Source organism: Nonomuraea sp. NPDC050451 (assembly GCF_044458585.1).
Genome location: NZ_JBITHZ010000027.1, coordinates 96,218 through 112,105 on the forward strand (window position 1 = coordinate 96,218; position 15,888 = coordinate 112,105).

General features: G+C 70.7%; 16 protein-coding genes. 10 read left to right on the forward strand and 6 right to left on the reverse strand.

Annotation, left to right across the window (positions count from 1 at the left end):
* Nucleotides 1-103 precede the first annotated feature (103 nt).
* Nucleotides 104-475, forward strand: coding sequence for an acyl-CoA thioesterase (locus tag ACIBI9_RS48170; protein WP_397233350.1), 372 nt, complete (start codon nucleotides 104-106; stop codon nucleotides 473-475).
* Complete coding sequence (locus ACIBI9_RS48175) at nucleotides 472-1,635, forward strand: MFS transporter (RefSeq protein ID WP_397233352.1); 1,164 nt, start codon at nucleotides 472-474, stop codon at nucleotides 1,633-1,635. The genes ACIBI9_RS48170 and ACIBI9_RS48175 overlap by 4 nt, the downstream gene beginning before the upstream one ends.
* 264 nt (nucleotides 1,636-1,899) lie before the next feature.
* On the opposite strand, the gene ACIBI9_RS48180 is transcribed toward ACIBI9_RS48175, so the two are convergent.
* The 4 genes from ACIBI9_RS48180 to ACIBI9_RS48195 form a co-directional block, all read right to left on the reverse strand.
* Complete coding sequence (locus ACIBI9_RS48180; protein ID WP_397233354.1) at nucleotides 1,900-3,408, reverse strand: glycoside hydrolase family 13 protein; 1,509 nt, start codon at nucleotides 3,406-3,408, stop codon at nucleotides 1,900-1,902.
* 17 nt (nucleotides 3,409-3,425) lie between these two features.
* Nucleotides 3,426-3,806, reverse strand: a complete 381-nt coding sequence (locus ACIBI9_RS48185; protein WP_185067323.1) for a globin — start codon at nucleotides 3,804-3,806, stop codon at nucleotides 3,426-3,428.
* A 9-nt stretch (nucleotides 3,807-3,815) separates the two neighbouring features.
* On the reverse strand, nucleotides 3,816-4,679 hold the full coding sequence (locus ACIBI9_RS48190) for a mechanosensitive ion channel family protein (protein ID WP_397233356.1): 864 nt from the start codon (nucleotides 4,677-4,679) through the stop codon (nucleotides 3,816-3,818).
* A gap of 553 nt (nucleotides 4,680-5,232) precedes the next feature.
* Nucleotides 5,233-5,517, reverse strand: a complete 285-nt coding sequence (locus ACIBI9_RS48195; RefSeq protein WP_185067321.1) for a hypothetical protein — start codon at nucleotides 5,515-5,517, stop codon at nucleotides 5,233-5,235.
* A gap of 278 nt (nucleotides 5,518-5,795) precedes the next feature.
* On the opposite strand from ACIBI9_RS48195, the gene ACIBI9_RS48200 reads away from it, so the two are divergent.
* The 5 genes from ACIBI9_RS48200 (at nucleotide 5,796) to ACIBI9_RS48220 (ending at nucleotide 11,738) form a co-directional block, all read left to right on the forward strand.
* On the forward strand, nucleotides 5,796-7,337 hold the full coding sequence (locus ACIBI9_RS48200; RefSeq protein WP_397233358.1) for an XRE family transcriptional regulator: 1,542 nt from the start codon (nucleotides 5,796-5,798) through the stop codon (nucleotides 7,335-7,337).
* On the forward strand, nucleotides 7,334-7,822 hold the full coding sequence (locus tag ACIBI9_RS48205) for a GNAT family N-acetyltransferase (protein ID WP_397233360.1): 489 nt from the start codon (nucleotides 7,334-7,336) through the stop codon (nucleotides 7,820-7,822). Before ACIBI9_RS48200 ends, ACIBI9_RS48205 begins: the two co-directional genes overlap by 4 nt.
* A 301-nt stretch (nucleotides 7,823-8,123) precedes the next feature.
* Nucleotides 8,124-9,347, forward strand: coding sequence for a DMT family transporter (locus tag ACIBI9_RS48210; RefSeq protein WP_397233362.1), 1,224 nt, complete (start codon nucleotides 8,124-8,126; stop codon nucleotides 9,345-9,347).
* Between the two features lie 257 nt (nucleotides 9,348-9,604).
* Complete coding sequence (locus tag ACIBI9_RS48215; RefSeq protein ID WP_397233364.1) at nucleotides 9,605-11,254, forward strand: tetratricopeptide repeat protein; 1,650 nt, start codon at nucleotides 9,605-9,607, stop codon at nucleotides 11,252-11,254.
* A 31-nt stretch (nucleotides 11,255-11,285) separates the two neighbouring features.
* Entirely contained in the window at nucleotides 11,286-11,738 is a 453-nt protein-coding gene (locus ACIBI9_RS48220) for a hypothetical protein (RefSeq protein ID WP_397233366.1), read from the forward strand.
* Here ACIBI9_RS48220 and ACIBI9_RS48225 read toward each other — a convergent pair.
* The gene (locus tag ACIBI9_RS48225; protein WP_397233368.1) at nucleotides 11,735-12,670 is read right to left on the reverse strand and encodes a zinc-binding dehydrogenase; all 936 of its coding nucleotides are present in this window, start codon (nucleotides 12,668-12,670) and stop codon (nucleotides 11,735-11,737) included. The two genes, ACIBI9_RS48220 and ACIBI9_RS48225, sit on opposite strands and share 4 nt — an antisense overlap.
* 57 nt (nucleotides 12,671-12,727) lie before the next feature.
* Between ACIBI9_RS48225 and ACIBI9_RS48230 the strand changes: the two genes are divergently transcribed.
* Together ACIBI9_RS48230 and ACIBI9_RS48235 are read left to right on the forward strand one after the other, a co-directional pair.
* A complete protein-coding gene (locus tag ACIBI9_RS48230) occupies nucleotides 12,728-13,345 on the forward strand; it encodes a TetR/AcrR family transcriptional regulator (protein WP_397233370.1) in 618 nt (205 codons plus the stop codon).
* 15 nt (nucleotides 13,346-13,360) lie between these two features.
* Nucleotides 13,361-14,152 carry a hypothetical protein gene (locus ACIBI9_RS48235; protein WP_397233372.1) on the forward strand — a complete coding sequence of 264 codons (792 nt, stop codon included), beginning with the start codon at nucleotides 13,361-13,363 and terminating at the stop codon, nucleotides 14,150-14,152.
* A gap of 8 nt (nucleotides 14,153-14,160) precedes the next feature.
* Here ACIBI9_RS48235 and ACIBI9_RS48240 read toward each other — a convergent pair whose 3' ends face one another.
* The gene (locus ACIBI9_RS48240; protein WP_397233374.1) at nucleotides 14,161-15,090 is read right to left on the reverse strand and encodes an ornithine cyclodeaminase family protein; all 930 of its coding nucleotides are present in this window, start codon (nucleotides 15,088-15,090) and stop codon (nucleotides 14,161-14,163) included.
* Between ACIBI9_RS48240 and ACIBI9_RS48245 the strand changes: the two genes are divergently transcribed.
* The gene (locus tag ACIBI9_RS48245; protein ID WP_397233376.1) at nucleotides 15,089-15,883 is read left to right on the forward strand and encodes an MBL fold metallo-hydrolase; all 795 of its coding nucleotides are present in this window, start codon (nucleotides 15,089-15,091) and stop codon (nucleotides 15,881-15,883) included. The two genes, ACIBI9_RS48240 and ACIBI9_RS48245, sit on opposite strands and share 2 nt — an antisense overlap.
* The last annotated feature ends 5 nt before the right edge of the window (nucleotides 15,884-15,888 follow it).

The window sequence follows — 15,888 nt, forward strand, 5'->3', positions numbered from 1 at the left end:
GCTATGAGAAACAGACCTGGCGCGAGGACATCTGACCCGGGCGGGTACGGTGGCGGACGTGGTTGAACGCTCCCAAGCCCAGCGGCACGTATACCTCCGAACGGTGAGATTTGCCGATATCGACTCCCAGGATCACGTGAACAACGTGCGCTTCCTCGACTATCTCGAGGACGCCCGGTTCGGCATGTTCCACATCGATCCGTACAACGCGGGCGAGGAGCCGTTCAAGGGCCTGGTGGTGACCCGCCACGAGATCGACTACCGCCGTCCGCTCGGCTTCCGCGCCGAGCCGGTGCGGGTCGAGACGTGGGTGACCGAGATCAGGTCGGTGCGGTTCACGATTAAGTACGAGATCCGCGACGACACCGACGTGTACGTCACCGCCACCTCGGTCCTCGCGGCCTACGACGTCGAGCGGGCGGCACCGCGCAGGCTCACCGAGAGCGAACTGGCCTACCTCAAACGCTTCTCGTGAAACGGTGGCTGATGCTGGCGCTGGGCGTCAACGCGCACACCAGCGTCACCTTAGGACTCGGCGGCCTGCCCCTGATCCTGCCCGAAATACAGCGACATTTCGAAGTTTCGTTGCCGGTCGCGGGGATCATCGCGAACGCCCCGGCCATCGGCATCCTGTTCGCCCTGGTCGCCTGGGGCGCGCTGGCCGACCGGCACGGCGAACGAGTGGTCCTGGGTACGGGCGTGGGCCTGGCGGGGCTGCTGTTCGCCGCGGTCGCGTTCGTCGACCAGACCTGGGCGGTGGTCGCGCTGCTGGCCCTTGCGGGCGCGGCGGGCTCGGCCGCGCTGGTCGGCGGCGGACGGATCGTGTTGCGCTGGTTCGAGCCGCCCGAGCGCGGCGTCGCCATGGGCGTGCGCCAGGTCTCCTTCACCCTAGGCATGGCCATCGGCGCCTTCGTCCTCCCGCCGGTCGCGCGGGCACACGGCCTGACCGGCGTGCTCACCGTCTGCGCCGCCGTCAGCCTGCTGGCCGCCGTGCTGGCCGCGCTCTTCCTGGCCGAGCCGCCGCGTACGATCTCCGGGCCGGACACCGCGCCGGTGGGCACGCCGTACCGGCAGCCCGCGCTGTGGCGGGTGCACGCCACCAGCGCCCTGCACGTGGTGCCCCAGATGGTGGTCAGCACGTACGGCGTGACCTGCCTGGTGCACCTGTACGGCTGGGACAGCGTGGCGGCCGGGCAGTTGTTCGGGGTGGCGGCGATCGGCGGGGCGGCGGTGCGCATCGCGGCCGGACGCTGGTCCGACAGGACCGGCCTGCGCATGCGGCCCCTGTTATTGATCACCATCGCCACCCTCGGCGTGCTGGCGCTGCTGGTCGCCGGCACGCTCACCGGCGGCTCGTTCGGGCCCGCCATGCTCGCCCTGGCCGCGGTGATGACCGTGGCCGGCAACGGGCTCGCCTACCTCGCCGCCGGCGAGCTGGCCGGACCCGCCTGGGCCGGTCGGGTGCTGGCCACCCACAACACCATCCAGAACACCGTCTCCCTCATCATCACGCCGCTCGCCGGCGTGCTGATCGAGCACGCCGGGTTCTGGGCGGGGTTCGCGGGTGGCCTGGCGTGCGCGCTGCTCTCGCTGCCCGTCATCCCCTTCCGCGGCGAGCGGTCGCGAAGGTCATGACTCGTGCCGGTGCGACACCAACACCGCTGTCCGTCGTTCCCTTTCGTGGTGTGTGGGTGCGGGGGCTGGGGCTTGTGGTGGTGCGGCACTGCGGTGTCGGTCGTTCGCTTTCGTGGTGAGTGGTCGGGGGTTGTGGCTCGTGCTGGTGCGGCACTGCGGTGTCGGTCGTTCGCTTTCGTGGTGAGTGGTTGGGGAGGTTGTGGCTCGTGCCGGAGCCACACTGCGGTGTCGGTCATTCCCTCTCGTGGTGAGCGGTCGCGAAGGTCATGACTCGTGCCGGAGCCACACCGCGGTGTCTGGCGGTAGCAGGTCCCGTTTGAGTGGACCGCTCGACAGGAGCACGGTGTCGTGCTCGGGCAGGCGTACTGGCTGGAGCCCGCAGTTGATGGCGCAGATCAGCGGGCCACGGGTGAAGAAAAGCACACCCTCGGGTGAGTCCAGCCACTCCAAGGTATAAGGAATTGATCCGACCAGGTCACGGCGGCAGGCCAGGGCCCGGCGGTAGAACTCCAGTGTCGAGCCGGCGTCCCCTTCCTGCTTCTCCACGCTCAGCTCCGCGAACGTGGCCGGTTGCGGCAGCCACGGTTCCACCCCGCCGGGGGAGAAGCCGTGGGAGGGCGGGTCCACCGTCCAGGGGATCGGCACCCGGCACCCGTCGCGCCCCGGCAGCTCGCCCTTCGATTGGAAGAAGACGGGGTCCTGCCTGGCCTCGTCGGGCAGGTCGGTCACCTCGGGCAGCCCCAGCTCCTCGCCCTGGTAGAGGTAGGCGGACCCGGGCAGGGCCAGCATCGTCAGCAGCGCCGCTTTGGCCCGCGCGAGCCCCGTGCCGGGGTCGGCGGTCCCGTAGCGGGTGCGGTGGCGTACGACGTCGTGGTTGGACAGCACCCATGTGGCGAACGGCACAGAGGCCAGGGTGTCGTCGATCACCTTCTTGAACGCCGTCGGCGACCACGGCGCCTGCAGCCAGGCGAAGTTGAAGCTCTGATGCAGCTCGTCCGGGCGCACGTAGAGGGCGAGGTCCTCGGAGCTGTCCGTCCAGACCTCGCCCACGGCCATCCGCTCGCCCGGATAGCCGTCCAGCAGCCGGCGCCAGTCGCGGTAGACGTCGTGCACCTCGGGCTGCCCCCACACCGGCGAGACCGACTTGAACGACTGGTCGCCCACGTCGGGCAGCCCTTCGGCCTTGTAGAGCCCCATGGCCACGTCGATGCGGAACCCGTCGACGCCCCGGTCCAGCCAGAACCGCAGGATGTCCAGGAACTCGGCGTGCACCTCGGGATTGCGCCAGTTGAAGTCGGGTTGTCCGGGAGCGAACAGATGCAGGTAGTACTGCCCGTCAGCCGCCTTCGTCCAGGCGGGTCCGCCGAACGTGGACTGCCAGTTGTTGGTGCTGTCGCGGAAGATGTAGCGGTCGCGCCGCTCGCCCCGCAGCGCCGCCTGAAACCAGGGATGCTCGGAGGAGCTGTGGTTGGGCACGATGTCGACCAGCACCCGCAACCCGTGCTCGTGCGCCTGCGTGACTAGCGACTCGAAGTCGGCCAGCGTGCCGAACAGCGGATCGACACCCCGGTAGTCCGCCACGTCGTAGCCGCCGTCGGCCATGGGAGAGGGGTAGAAAGGCGTCAGCCAGATGGCGTCGACCCCCAGCCGCCGAAGGTACGGCAGGCGCTCGCGCACCCCGGCCAGATCGCCGACGCCGTCTCCCGAGGCGTCGGCGAAGCTGCGAACGTAGATCTCGTAGACGATGGCATCACGCCACCAGGGGATATCCATGTGGCGTGTCATGCCCGCTATGTCGGGGAGTTCACCAGGCTGTGGGCCGCGTAGACCAGATAGTCCCAGAGCCTGGTCTCCAGCTCTTCCGGCAGGTCGAGCGAGTCGACCGCGTCACGCATGTGCCGCAGCCAGGCGTCCCGCTCCGGCTCGCCGATCACGAACGGCATGTGCCGCATGCGCAGCCTCGGGTGGCCGCGCTGCTGGCTGTAGGTGTTGGGCCCGCCCCAGTACTGGATCAGGAAGCCCCGCAGCCGCTCCTCCGCGCCCTCGAAATCGGACTCCGGGTAGAGCGGCCGCAGCAACGGGTCTTCTGCGACCCCCTCGTAGAAGCGGTGCACGAGGCGCCGGAAGGTCTCGTCGCCACCGACGGCGTCGTAGAAGGAGGTCTCACTCACGTTCTCAGCCTATGCGGTGGCGACCATGGGGATGCCGGCGGAGTCGAGTGCGGACTTGACCCGGTACCTGAGTTCCCTGGACACCTCGGCCTGCGCCGAGGGCAGCGTCTTGGCGGTGATGCGGAACACCAGCGAGCTGTCGGACAGCTGCTCGACGCCGAACACCTGCGGCTGCTCCACGATCTTGGTCTCGCGGAACTCGCCGTCGGCCCAGATCTCCTCGGCCACGTGCTCAAGGAGCACCCGCACGCTCGTGATGTCCGCGTCGTAGGCCACCGGGACGTCCATGTAGGCCCGCGACCAGCCCTGCGACTCGTTGCCGACCCGGGTGATGGTGCCGTTGCGGACGTACCAGACGCGGCCGTCGGCGTCGCGGAGCCTGGTGACGCGCAGGGTGACAGCCTCGACCGTGCCGACCGCGGCGCCGGCGTCGATCACGTCGCCCACGCCGTACTGGTCTTCGAGCAGCATGAACATGCCCGCGATGAAGTCCTTGACCAGCTCCTGAGCGCCGAAGCCGATGGCCACGCCGAGGATGCCGACGCTGGTGAGCAGGGGAGCGATCGGGATCGTCAGCCGGTCGAGCACGGTCAGCACCGCGGTGCCGAGGATGACGATGGAGGCGACGTGCTTGAGCACCGAGCCCATGGTCTCGGCACGCTGCTTGCGCCGCTCGTGCAGCAGCGCGTCGATGCTGTCGGGGACGGCGCTCTTGCGGAACCTGCTGGTGAGCGAACCACCCGTGGCCGCGCGGTTGACCACTCTCGTGATGAGCCGGTGCGCGACGTTGCGGAGCACGAACGCCAGCACCAGGATCAGGACGATGGTGATCAAACTGGCCACCAAGGGCGCCCAGGTCGCATTGTCGAACATCCCGACAAGGGTAGAGCAAATGCCCGCCGGGTCGTTCTCGCAGCTCCCAGCCATTTGCTGGGTCAACTTCTCGAGGTCGGACAGACCCGACGGAGAAGTGGGTGGTAGCGACGCTGTCACCAGCAGTAACACTGGGTAGATCCCCCTCCGGAAGCGGTTCGGTCGGCTGCTTTGGACCGATTCGATCCAAAATACCGCCGACCGGACCGCCCGCCGTCACATCACGCCGGGGAAGACGGGGACGCCTGCTCTCTGGGCCGCGGAGGGAGAGAGTGGACGCTCCGATGACGGACGGCTCGGAACGGGACGCGCACCCGGAAGCGTGTCCCGTGCCGGTTCCGGGAGGGATCCCCCGAACACCCGCCCGGAAGACCGGGTGGGTGGCTGTGGACAGGCACGGCATGCGAGACCGTGCCTGGGCCGGAACCGGCGGGGCGACCAAGGGCTCCGGCATACGGGAGTCCCTCCGCACCGGCCACCCCGCCGGCTCCGTTGACGCCGCCGTGGGTGCGGTGAGCCGTGGTGGCTGCGCTCCACCCGGGTCACCGCCTTCTCACTCGCCCACGGCGGCCAGCACGCGCGCGACCTTCGTGGCCGCTCCAGCCGGGTCGTCGGCCTTGTGCATCCGTTCACCCCAGGACCAGCAGTACCACCAGTCCGGTGCGTCGGATGCGCTCGTCGACCGACAGGTGACGTTCTCCGACAGGCTCGTCGCGTTCGGGTTGATGACCCGTGCGAACATGCGCCCGCCCTGAGTCTGGACCACTCTCGCGAGCAACCCGTGAGCGTCGAGTTCGGATACGAGACGCTTCAGATGCTCGAAGTTGTCGTCCCCCACCTTTCGTCCCCTCCTCATTGGGAATCTGGCTGGTGGGCCAAACATGGCTCATGTCAACGGCGGACGCAACGCCGGTCCCCCGGTCACGGGGAGTTGCTTCTCCCTCGTGGGATGTAAGAAACAGTCCCTCGGAGGACGATCCTTATCCGTAGGCTTGATGCCGGGCGTTTTCAAGCTGGCGACATTGGTTCACACTCTTGGGTAGGCGCACAGCTACATGGACGCTACGCTGAGTCACCAGTTGTGGACCGGTCGAGACACGCGCGAGAGGGGCCGGGATGTCCGGCAGACAGCACAGGGAAACGGAGATCGCACGGCGGATCAGAGCCAAGGGCCTGGCCGCCGGGCGCACTTCGGCCCAGATAGCTGACGAGATCCATGAGCAGTGCACTCCGCAGTTCGGCACCAGCCGCGTCAAATCCCACCGTCTTTCCTACGGCATCGCGCTGGCGGACGTCATCGAGCAGATCAGAGCCCTGTTCGAACGTGACCGCAAGGCGATGCCCGGCATCGGAGAGACCCTGCTGTCGGCCTACGAGAGCGGGCTCAAGCGCCCGGGGCCCGAGTACATGCACTATCTGTGCACGGTCTATCGGGTGGAGCCGCTGGAGCTCGGTTTCGACGGGCCGTGCATCTGCGGCCACGGGCACCGCAACCCGACCATGCTGATGGAAGACGGCACCGAGCGGCCGTTAGCGCAGGCGGAGCGCGAGACCGGGTCGCCCCCGGAGCCCGAGGCCGACGAGGACGAGAACATCCTCCGGCGCACCATGCTCAACCTGCTCAATCCGGCGACCAGCGCCGCCACCGAGCTTGACGGGCCGGTACTCGGCGCGTGCGAGGGCATCAGGCGCCGGATGGACGAGACGCTCGTCTCGGCCACGGTGTCGGCCGCGATGCTCGACCAGTGGGAAGAGGCCACGCAGAGCTTCGGCCGCCAGTACACGACGACGGCCCCGCTGCGCCTCCTGTGCGACGTGCTGCTCGAGATGAGCGCCGTACGCCAGGCGATGGCCCGCCGTCAGCCCATCGACCTACAGGACCGCCTTCTGCGGATGGCGGCCCAGCTGGCGGGGCTGAGCGGCATGATCATGATCAATCTCGGTGACCACCGGCTGGCCCGCTCCTTCTTCAGGACCGGGCGCACCGCGGCCGACGAGACGGGCGACCGCGCGCTGCGCGCGTGGATCACCGCCCGCGAGTCGCTCGTCCCCCTCTACTTCGGGGACGCCCGGGAGGCGCTCAACCTGGCGAAGAAGAGCCGCGACCTGGCCGGCGCCATGCCCTGCCCCGCGCAGGCCATGGCACCGGTCGTCGAGGCGCGGGCGCTGGCCATGCTCTCGGGCGCCGAGAACAAGAAGGAGATCGTCGACCAGGCGAAACGCGCGCTGGCCAGGGCCAGGAACGCCTTCTCCCACATGCGGCCCGAGCACCAGGAGGACATGGCGTTCGGCTACACGGAGAAGCAGCTCTACTTCTACCAGGGCGACGTGCTCACCAAGCTCGGCCAGACCCTGGAGGCCGAAGTGGTGCTCGACCAGGCGCTGGAGAAGTACGAGGACCACATCCTCGACCAGACGCTGATCAGGCTCGACCAGGCCCAGTGCCGCATGATCGACGGGGAGTTCGACTCCGCGCTGGACATCGGCACCAGAGCGCTGCGGATGCTCGGCGACGAGTACATGACCGATTTCATCATGCGTCCCGCCCTGGCGCTCGAACAGGCGATCACGGCTCGCGACGCGAACAACTCGAAACTCGAGGAGTACAGGGCCGAACTGCGCCGGCCGAGGGTCCAAACGAAAGGGGGCGGTGCATGAACTTGGAGATCCGGCGCTATCGGTGGTCCGATCTCGACACCATCCTCGCACTCCACCGGATCTCCCTCGCCGAGGTGGGACTGGTGCCGGGCGACGGCGTCTACTACGACGACGACTTCCCGCGCATCCAGGAGATCTACCTGGGCTGCGGCGGTGACTTCCTGGTCGGCGAGGTGGACTCGCGGGTCGTCGCGATGGGCGGACTGAAACCCGTCGACACGGCCACGGCCGAGATGTGCCGGCTGAGAGTGCACCCTGAGTTCCAGCGGCGCGGCTTCGGCGCGGCCATGCTGCTCGCACTCGAACGACGCGCGGTGGAGCTCGGCTTCGAGCGCGTCAGAGGCGACACCACGCTCAATCAGGAAGCCGCCCTGGCGCTCTACGAGCGAGAGGGATGGCGCGAGCTCTCCAGACAGCGGGTCGGTGGCCACACTGTCGTGTACCTCGAGAAACGCCTGGCTCCTCCGGCGGTCATCGAGCTCTGAGAGCCTTCCGGCGCACGGCCCCACCCTCACCCCTCCTGGGGCCGCCTCCTCCTCTTCCCCGGTGACCTTTCCCGGGGTCCCGGCGTGACTCTCCCGCCGATCTTCCTTCCGTCACCCGCAGTACGCGGCGACGCCGGTTCCGGTGACCGCGGTATGGATGTACAAACCCGCGGGTGAGGCTCTTAACACCGAGTTGTAGAGGAACCTCACCGACTGCTCCCTGTACATCAGTGGCTGCGAATAGTAGTGAGATGCTTTTGCCATGGCAGTCGTGCCCGCTCCCCGACCCCTCCTGGGAGCCGTGCTTCTGTTGTTCGTCAGCGCCGCTTGGGGGTCGGCGTTCCCGCTGATGAAAGATCTCATCCACCGGTTACCGGTGGAGGATCTGCTCGCCGAGCGCTACCTGATCGCCGCGCTCACCCTCCTCGCCATCAGGCCGCGCTGCCTTCGGGGGCTGCCGCGCAAGACGTGGATCAACGGGGTCGTTCTCGGGGTCATGTTCGGGGTGGGTCAGGCCGGTCAGGCCGTCGCGCTGCACGGCCTGCCGTCCTCGCTGTCGGGGTTCGCGGTCGGCTGCAGTGTGGTGATCACACCGATCCTGGCGCTGGTCCTGTTCAAGGTGAGAGTGCCGCGGCGGATCTGGGCGGGGGTGGTGCTCGCGCTGGCCGGGATGACCGTGTTCACGCTGCTGAGGGGGGTGGAGGATCACGACGTCTCGGTGCTCGCGCTCGGGGTCACGCTGTCCGCCGCCGCCCTCTACTCCGGCCACACGCTGCTGCTGGCGCAGTTGTCCAAGCGGGGTGAGACCTTCCACGCGTACGCGCTGACGGTGATCCAGCTGTTCACCATCGGGCTGCTCACCGGGGTCGCCGCCGTCCGCGACGGGGTCGTGCTGCCGTCGGGAGGGTCCGACTGGCTGATCCTGGGGCACCTGGCCGTGGTGTCGTGCGCGCTGGGGTTCCTGGCCCGCTCGTACGGTCAGGCGCATGTCACGGCCGTGCCGAGCGCGATCCTCATGTCGTCGCAGCCACTCTGGGTGGCGGCGATCTCGGTGATCTGGTTCCACGAGCAGATCGGCTGGAGCATGGTCGTCGGCGGGGGGTTGATGGCCGGCGCGATGCTGCTCGCCCTCCCCGCGAGGACCGCCGCGCTGGGAAAAGAGCGCGTCAACGCCAACCGGGCACTCCTCACCGTCGCCGGACGGGCGGCCAGAACGCTGGCCGACCTGAGGATCAAACGTGAGGATCCGCTGCCGCTCGGCGGCGCCCAGGCGCCGTACCTCGACAGAGGGGCCTGTGCGAACGTCGAGTCGTGCCCCTGGCACACGCGCTCGCTCAAGGGCGGTGGGGAGCCCAGCCTTGAGCGGCTGATCGAGCGGGCCACGGTCATCGTCCGGGCGAGGAATCTGCCGGGGCCGGGGTGCTGCCGGTCGGTCACCCTGCTCGGCCGGTGCCTGTGCGATCTGATGGAAGAGGCCGGGCAGGCTCGGACGAAAGCCCTCCCACGTTGGTTTCGGTCCCAATAGGTTACAGGTGTCAATCAAAAGGCAGGCGCTTTTCGCGGTTTAACCTCCCACTTATTCACCATAAATCTTGATATTCGGCGGGGTGCACTAATAATGGGAAAATAGCCCCAGTGGGAGAGGTATGTCATGAAGCGCATCATTGTCCGCAAGCCTGGAACCGCGAGGCTGGCGGGGACCTCCAGCGTCCTTCACAAGGGGTGACAGAGGCAAGGTCCCATCTCAGAGTTCAGGGCGAACCACCCGCTCAATGGGGGGCCGTGCGGCTGCTGACACCGTTGATCGACGGACATCGTCGGCCGCGCGGCCCCTACACTGTCGCCGCCGCCCTGCTGCGTCACCTGGTGCCGCAGGCTCTGGAATGGGACGGCGACCTGGTGGCGGCGCACGATATCGAGATCCGTGCCGCCGCGCCCGAACTCGCCCCTCTCGTGCCGATCCGGCGCGTCACGGTCGACGCCGGGCTGTCCGAGGACGAGCGCATCCTCGTGCCCGCGCCGCGCCGTACGCTGCGGCTGGCCAACGGGCTCACGGAGTTCTTCATGGACGCCGTACGCCCCGGGCAGGCGATCGCCGTGTGCAACGGCGCCGAGGCCGACCCGACGGACACCGAGCTGCTGGACGTCATGATGCGGCGGATCCCGCCGGACCTCCTCACGATCACGCTGTACTCCGGCGGCCCCGACCCGCCGCCCGACACCCGCAGCGCCGACGAGCTCTGGGCCCTGGTGGACCGGTGCATGCGCGACGGCTTCCTGCACGCCGCCGTCGAGCTGGGGGAGCGCGGCATGGCGCGCACGGAGCCGGGCGGCGAGCACTGGTGGCGTTTCGCGCAGCGCACCGCGACCGCGCTGGGCGGCCTCGGCCGCACCGGCGACGCCCGGGCGGTCTGGGACCGGGTGCGCTCGGCCAGCCAGGATCCGGCGATGCACGCCGCCAGCGCGTACGGCACCGCCATGCTCGACGCCCGCCACCCCGACCCCGCGCACCGCGACCTGGGCCGCGCCCGGCGTTGGATCAACGAGGCCATCGCCATCTCCACCCTGCTGCCGGAGCCCTTGGACCGGGCGTTCAAGCTGGGCTTCGACCTCAATGGCCTGGCACTGATCGAGCTGCGGCACGGCCGGCCGGGCGCGGCGCTGTCGCTGGTCGAGTCGGCCATCGAGCTGGCCCGCGAGCTGCGGGAGCGGCACCCGCTGCACCGGATGGTGCTGCTGGCCAACCGGGCCCAGCTGCTGGCCGCGCTCGGTCACGTCAAGGAGGCGATGGAGGACTACGCCGCCGCGATCGCGCTCGACCCGGCCTTTCCCGACTACTACCTGGAGCGGGGGAACCTGCTGTTCAAGCTCGGGCGGCACGAGGAGGCGCTGGCCGACTTCGAACGGGCCATGCGGGTCGGGCCGCCGCTGCCCGAGGCGTACTACAACCGGGCTGAGCTGCACACCGTGCGGGGCGAGACCGAGGAGGCGCTGGCCGACCTGGGACGGGTGATCGAGCTGGACCCGTCCTACCTGGACGCGTACATCAACCGGGCCGGGCTGCTGGCCGCCGCGGGCCGGGACGGGGAGGCCCTGGCCGACGTCGTGGCCGGGCTGGTCCTGGAGCCCGGCAACCCGCACCTGCTCACGGTGCTGGGGCAGCTGGAGACGGCGGCGGGGCGGCTGGCGGCGGCGGGGGAGGCGCTGGACCGCGCGGTGGAGCGCGCGCCCGGGCTCGCCGCCGCCTGGGGGAACCGGGGGGTGCTGCGGTACGCGGCCGGGGACCTGGAGGGGGCGGTCGAGGACCTGAGCCGGGCCATCGAGCTGCAGCCCGAGCCCGACCTGTACACCAACCGGGCCGTCGCCCTGCGTGCGCTCGGCCGCGCCGCGGAGGCCGACGCGGACGAGCGGCGAGCCGATCGGCTCTCCTGACGACCGCCTGTCGCGATGGGATTATTGGGTTATGCGGGGGCGAATGGGGCGGGCGGCTGCTGTGTGCGCCGCTCTGGGGGTGCTGTGGTGGGCCAGCGTGCGCCTGGCCTGGGCGGGCATCGGCTGCGAGGACTGGGGGTGCCTGGCCCCGGCGGTCGGCGTCGTGGTGATGATCACGCTGGCCGTGCTCGCCGGGTCCGCGCTCGTGCTGGAGCGGGTGGACGTACGGCCGGGCCGGCGGGTGGCGCTGGTGGCGGGCGGGGTGCTGGTGGTGTTCAGGCTCGCCGGTGAGGCGCTGCCGTCGTGGACGTCCTCGCTCGCGCACGCTGTCACGGCCGGGGCGGTCTTCGCCGGGGCAGGGGCCGTGGCGGCGTTCGTGACGGAGCCGGGGGTGGCGCGGCGGTGGAAGGTGGTGACAGCGCTCGGGGTGGTCGCGCTGGTGCCTGCCGCGCTCGTCGTGACGTGGGCGCGGTTCGGCGCCTAAACGGGCCGGATCACGAGCAGGCTCTTGCCGGTCACCGCGCGCGCCTCGATGGCGGCGTGCGCCTCGGCGGCCGACTCCAGGGGGTAGGTGGCGCCGACGGTCGGGCGCAGGCGTCCGGCGGCGGCCAGCGTCAGGGCCTCCCTGGCCAGCTCGCGCAGGTCCGCCTGCGGCCAGGTGACCGCGGTCACGCGCGGGTCCGGCGTGGTCATCGGACCGCCCGCCATGCCGTACGCGCTCAACCTGCCGCCGTCCTTCAGTAGTTCCTGCGCCGCCGCGCCGACCTCGCCGCCCACCCCGTCGAAGACCAGGTCGAGGCCGCCCGTCGCGTCCCGTACCAGGCGGGTCCAGGCGGGGTCGGTGTAGTCGACCGTCAGCTCCGCGCCCAGGCTCGCCGCCAGGTCGCGCTTGCCGGCGCTGCTCGCCGCGCCGACCACGCGCGCGCCCGCCGCCGCGGCGAGCTGCACCAGCAGGCTTCCCACGCCGCCGCCGGCCGCCTCGACCAGCACCCACTCCCCGGGATTGGGGGCGGCGGCCCGCGCGAGGCCGACGGCGGTGCGCCCGTCCGCGAGCAGCGCCACCGCGAACTCGGGCGACAGGCCGTCGGGGATCGGGATCAGGTCGTCCGCGCTCGCCACCGCGAGCTCCGCGTATCCGCCGTGACCGCCGAGCGTGCTGACGACCGGCGTGCCGATCAGCGCCGGGTCGACGCCTTCGCCGGTCGCGGTCACCGTCCCCGCGACGCCGTTGCCCAGGATCGCGGGCAGCTCGGCCTGCCGCGGCCCCCGGTTGGCGCGTACCTGCGTCTCCACGAACGTGATGCCCGCCACCGACACGTCCACGAGCACCTGCCCGGGCCCGGCCACCGGGTCCGGCACCTCCTCCACGACCAGCGCCTCCGGCCCGCCGTACCGCCTCAAGACCACCGCACGCATGATGAGCCCTTCTCTATCGGAGCGATTCGCTCCGGAAATACTAATATCCTGTACGGCATGAGCACACGCGGGAGGCAGGCCGAAGCCGCACGCAACGATCTGCGACTGCTGCGGGCCGCTCACGAGGTGTTCACGACGCAGGGCTTCGACGCGCCGGTGTCGGCCATCGCCAAGGCGGCGGGCGTGGGCATGGGCAGCCTCTACCGGCGCTATCGCACCAAGGAGGAGCTGCTCCAGCGCCTGTGCGTGATCGCCATGGAGCGCGGGGTCGAGGCGGCCGAGGCCGGGCTGGCCGAGCCGGACCCGTGGGAGGGGCTGGTCTCCTACGTACGCGCGTGCGTGGGGTTCAGGGCGGGCGCACTCGCGCCGGTCGCGGGCACCATCGAGGTCACCGACGAGATGTGGCGCACGGCACGCAAGGGCGCCGAACTCGCCGGCCGGCTGATCGCCAGGGCGCGCGAGGCCGGCGTGCTCAGGGGCGACGTCACCACGCTGGACATCTCGCTGCTCATGGAGCAGTTCAGCCGCCCGGCGCCCGGAGGCGAGCATCCGCACGTCAAGGAGCGGCTGCTGACCATCGCGCTCGACGGCCTGCGCGCGCCGGGGGCCACCGAGCTGCCGGGCGACCCGCCGAGCACGGAGTGGTACGAAGGCCGCTGGGGGAGCGCCTCGTAGGTCTACGGTGGGGGCGTGGGCTTCAACGAGCTGCTCAAAGACCTCGATCACAGCGCCAGCGTCCAGGCCGCGGGCATCAGACGCGGCTACGGCGGGCCGCCCGCCCGCACGGTGGGCGTCACCGTGGGTCTGGCGCGGCTGCGCTGCGCCTCGCTGCTCAAGCCCCTGTACGCCTGGGTGAGCGCGGCCCACATCCCCGACGCCGAACGGTGGCGGCGGCACGCCGAGCCCGCCGTGATCGTGTCCTCCAACGCCGACACGCTCAACCTGTGGCTGTCCATCGGGCCCAGGGTCATCCTCGACGACCTCCGCAAGCGCACCGGCATCGCCTGGTCGCCGCCCAACGGCGACCCCTCCCGGTTCGGCTCGGTCGAGGTGGCCGCCCACGAGGTCGCGACCGCGTACGCGGTGCTCGCCCAGGCCGCCGTCGCCGGTGACCCGGTCGCGGAGACCATCCTGGGGTGGATGCGGCAGGTCAGCGCGTCGCAGGCGTTCGGGGCGCGGGAGGCGATCCGCTCGCCCGGGGCCGGGGTCAAGAGCGGCTGGTACGGCGCCCCGGACGAGACGTGCCTGCGTACGCACACCGTGGCCGTGCTGCCCCGCGGCGGCACCCGGGTGGCGGTGGCCGTGGGGATGACCGCGCTGCCGTACACCGACGTGCGGGAGCGCGAGGTGTACGCGGAGAAGGTGGGCAAGGGCGTGCCCGTGGAGCCCGAGCACGAGAAGGTGGCCGGGCGGCTGCTGCGCGGGCTCCTGGTGACGACGCTCGACGAACTGGGCCATTTCCGCGACGGCCCGCACGCGTGAGGGCAGGCTCACTCCCAGAGCGGTAGCGGCCTTCCCTCGCCCCGCTCGACCGCGGCCGCGTACAGGGCCTGGGCGGCGGCCGCGTCCTGGATCGCGGTGCCGGTGGAGTCGAAGACGACGATCTCCCGGGCGCTCTCGCGGCCCTTCGCCAGGCCCGTGACGATCTCACCGAGCTCGGCCCTGACCGGGGTGTCCGGGCGGTGATGCAGCTCGCCGACCTCCGCGCACTGGTGGGTGACGTCCGTGACGAGGGCCGCGGCGGCGAGCAGGTCGTCGCGGAGCTCGCGCTTTGTGGGCGCGTCGGAGCCGACCGCCGCGACCAGCGCTCCCGGCCGAACGTCGTCGACGCCCAGGTACGGGGTGGTGGCGGGGGTCAGGGTGACGACGACGTCCGCCTGGCTCGCCGCGTCGTGGGCCGTCCGGGCGGACTCCGCTCGGTGCTCGATCGCGAACCGCTCGGTCCTGGCCCGGTCGCGGCCCCAGACGATGACGCGTTCGATGGGGCGAACGTCGCGGATCGCCGCGATGTGGGCGGCCGCCTGGGCGCCGGTGCCGAGGACGGCCAGGGTGGAGGCGTGGGGGAGCGCCAGGTGGCGTACGGCGACGGCGGTCGCGGCCGCCGTGCGCAGCCTGGTGACCGTGGCCGACTCCAGGAACATCACCGGCTGGCCGGTCGAGCCGTCGAACAGGGCGATGACGCCGACGATGCTCGGCAGGCCCAGCGTGGCGGGGCGGTCGTAGAAGCAGGCGCCGATCTTCACGGCGACCATGTCACGCAGCCCGGCGGCCTTGATGTGGAACTCGCCGGGCGGGCTGTCGAGGTGGGCCAGGCGGCTGGGGAGGGTTTCGTGGCGGGCGTAGGCTGCGAAGGCTTGTTCGATGAGGTCGGTGTAGGCGGACGGGGGGAGCAGCCGTTCGATCTCGGACCGTGTGAGCATGAGCACGGTTGGGGATGGTTACCGATTTTTCCTACTTCGTCTAGGGGTTAGTGTGAGATTTACTGTTGTGGGCGGATGTGGAGCTTGGCCCGCGGCGGGGCAGGCGTGCAGTGGGTACGTGGTGGAGGCCGAAGGATTCCGCGTCCTCGTCGATCCCGGCTACGCCACCCTGCCGAGGCTCCTCGGGCGCATGCGGGCCGACGAGGTGGACGCGGTGCTGGTCACCCACGGCCACCCCGACCACTGCGCCGACCTGAACCCGCTGCTGCGCGCCCGCGCCCTCGCCGACGTCCCCGCTCCCGCGCTGCCGGTGTACGCGCCGCCGGGCGCGCTGGACGCCGTCCTGGCGCTGGACAACCGGCGCATGCTGGCGGGCAGCTTCGTGACGCACGATCTGGGGCCCGGCGTGCCGTACGAGATCGGCCCGTTCCGCCTGGACGCGTTCGACCTGCCGCACCATGTGCCCAATGCCGGGCTGCGGCTGAGCGCCGGAGGTCGCGTGATCGCCTACACCGGTGACACGGGGCCGTCCCCCGAGCTGGTGGCGCTGGCGGAGGGGGCGGACCTGCTGGTGGCCGAGGCGACATATCCGGAACGGGTCCCGGAAGAGGACGCGCCTTACCTGTCCAGCGCCCTGGACGCGGGCCGCACCGCGGCGGCGGCGGGCGTGGCCCGCCTGCTTCTCACCCACCTGTGGCCCGACACGTCCCCGGGGCCCGCGCTGACGGCCGCCGCGAAGTCCTATGACGGCACGCTGGCGGTCGCCTCCGAGGGTGTCACGCTGGACCTGTGATGACG

Coding starts and splice junctions, on each gene's coding strand:
- ACIBI9_RS48180 (WP_397233354.1), bottom strand. CDS start 3,408: ATGGATATCCCCTGGTGGCGTGATGCCATCGTCTACGAGATCTACGTT.
- ACIBI9_RS48190 (WP_397233356.1), bottom strand. CDS start 4,679: ATGTTCGACAATGCGACCTGGGCGCCCTTGGTGGCCAGTTTGATCACC.
- ACIBI9_RS48200 (WP_397233358.1), top strand. CDS start 5,796: ATGTCCGGCAGACAGCACAGGGAAACGGAGATCGCACGGCGGATCAGA.
- ACIBI9_RS48205 (WP_397233360.1), top strand. CDS start 7,334: ATGAACTTGGAGATCCGGCGCTATCGGTGGTCCGATCTCGACACCATC.
- ACIBI9_RS48220 (WP_397233366.1), top strand. CDS start 11,286: ATGCGGGGGCGAATGGGGCGGGCGGCTGCTGTGTGCGCCGCTCTGGGG.
- ACIBI9_RS48225 (WP_397233368.1), bottom strand. CDS start 12,670: ATGCGTGCGGTGGTCTTGAGGCGGTACGGCGGGCCGGAGGCGCTGGTC.
- ACIBI9_RS48230 (WP_397233370.1), top strand. CDS start 12,728: ATGAGCACACGCGGGAGGCAGGCCGAAGCCGCACGCAACGATCTGCGA.
- ACIBI9_RS48245 (WP_397233376.1), top strand. CDS start 15,089: ATGAGCACGGTTGGGGATGGTTACCGATTTTTCCTACTTCGTCTAGGG.
- ACIBI9_RS48240 (WP_397233374.1), bottom strand. CDS start 15,090: ATGCTCACACGGTCCGAGATCGAACGGCTGCTCCCCCCGTCCGCCTAC.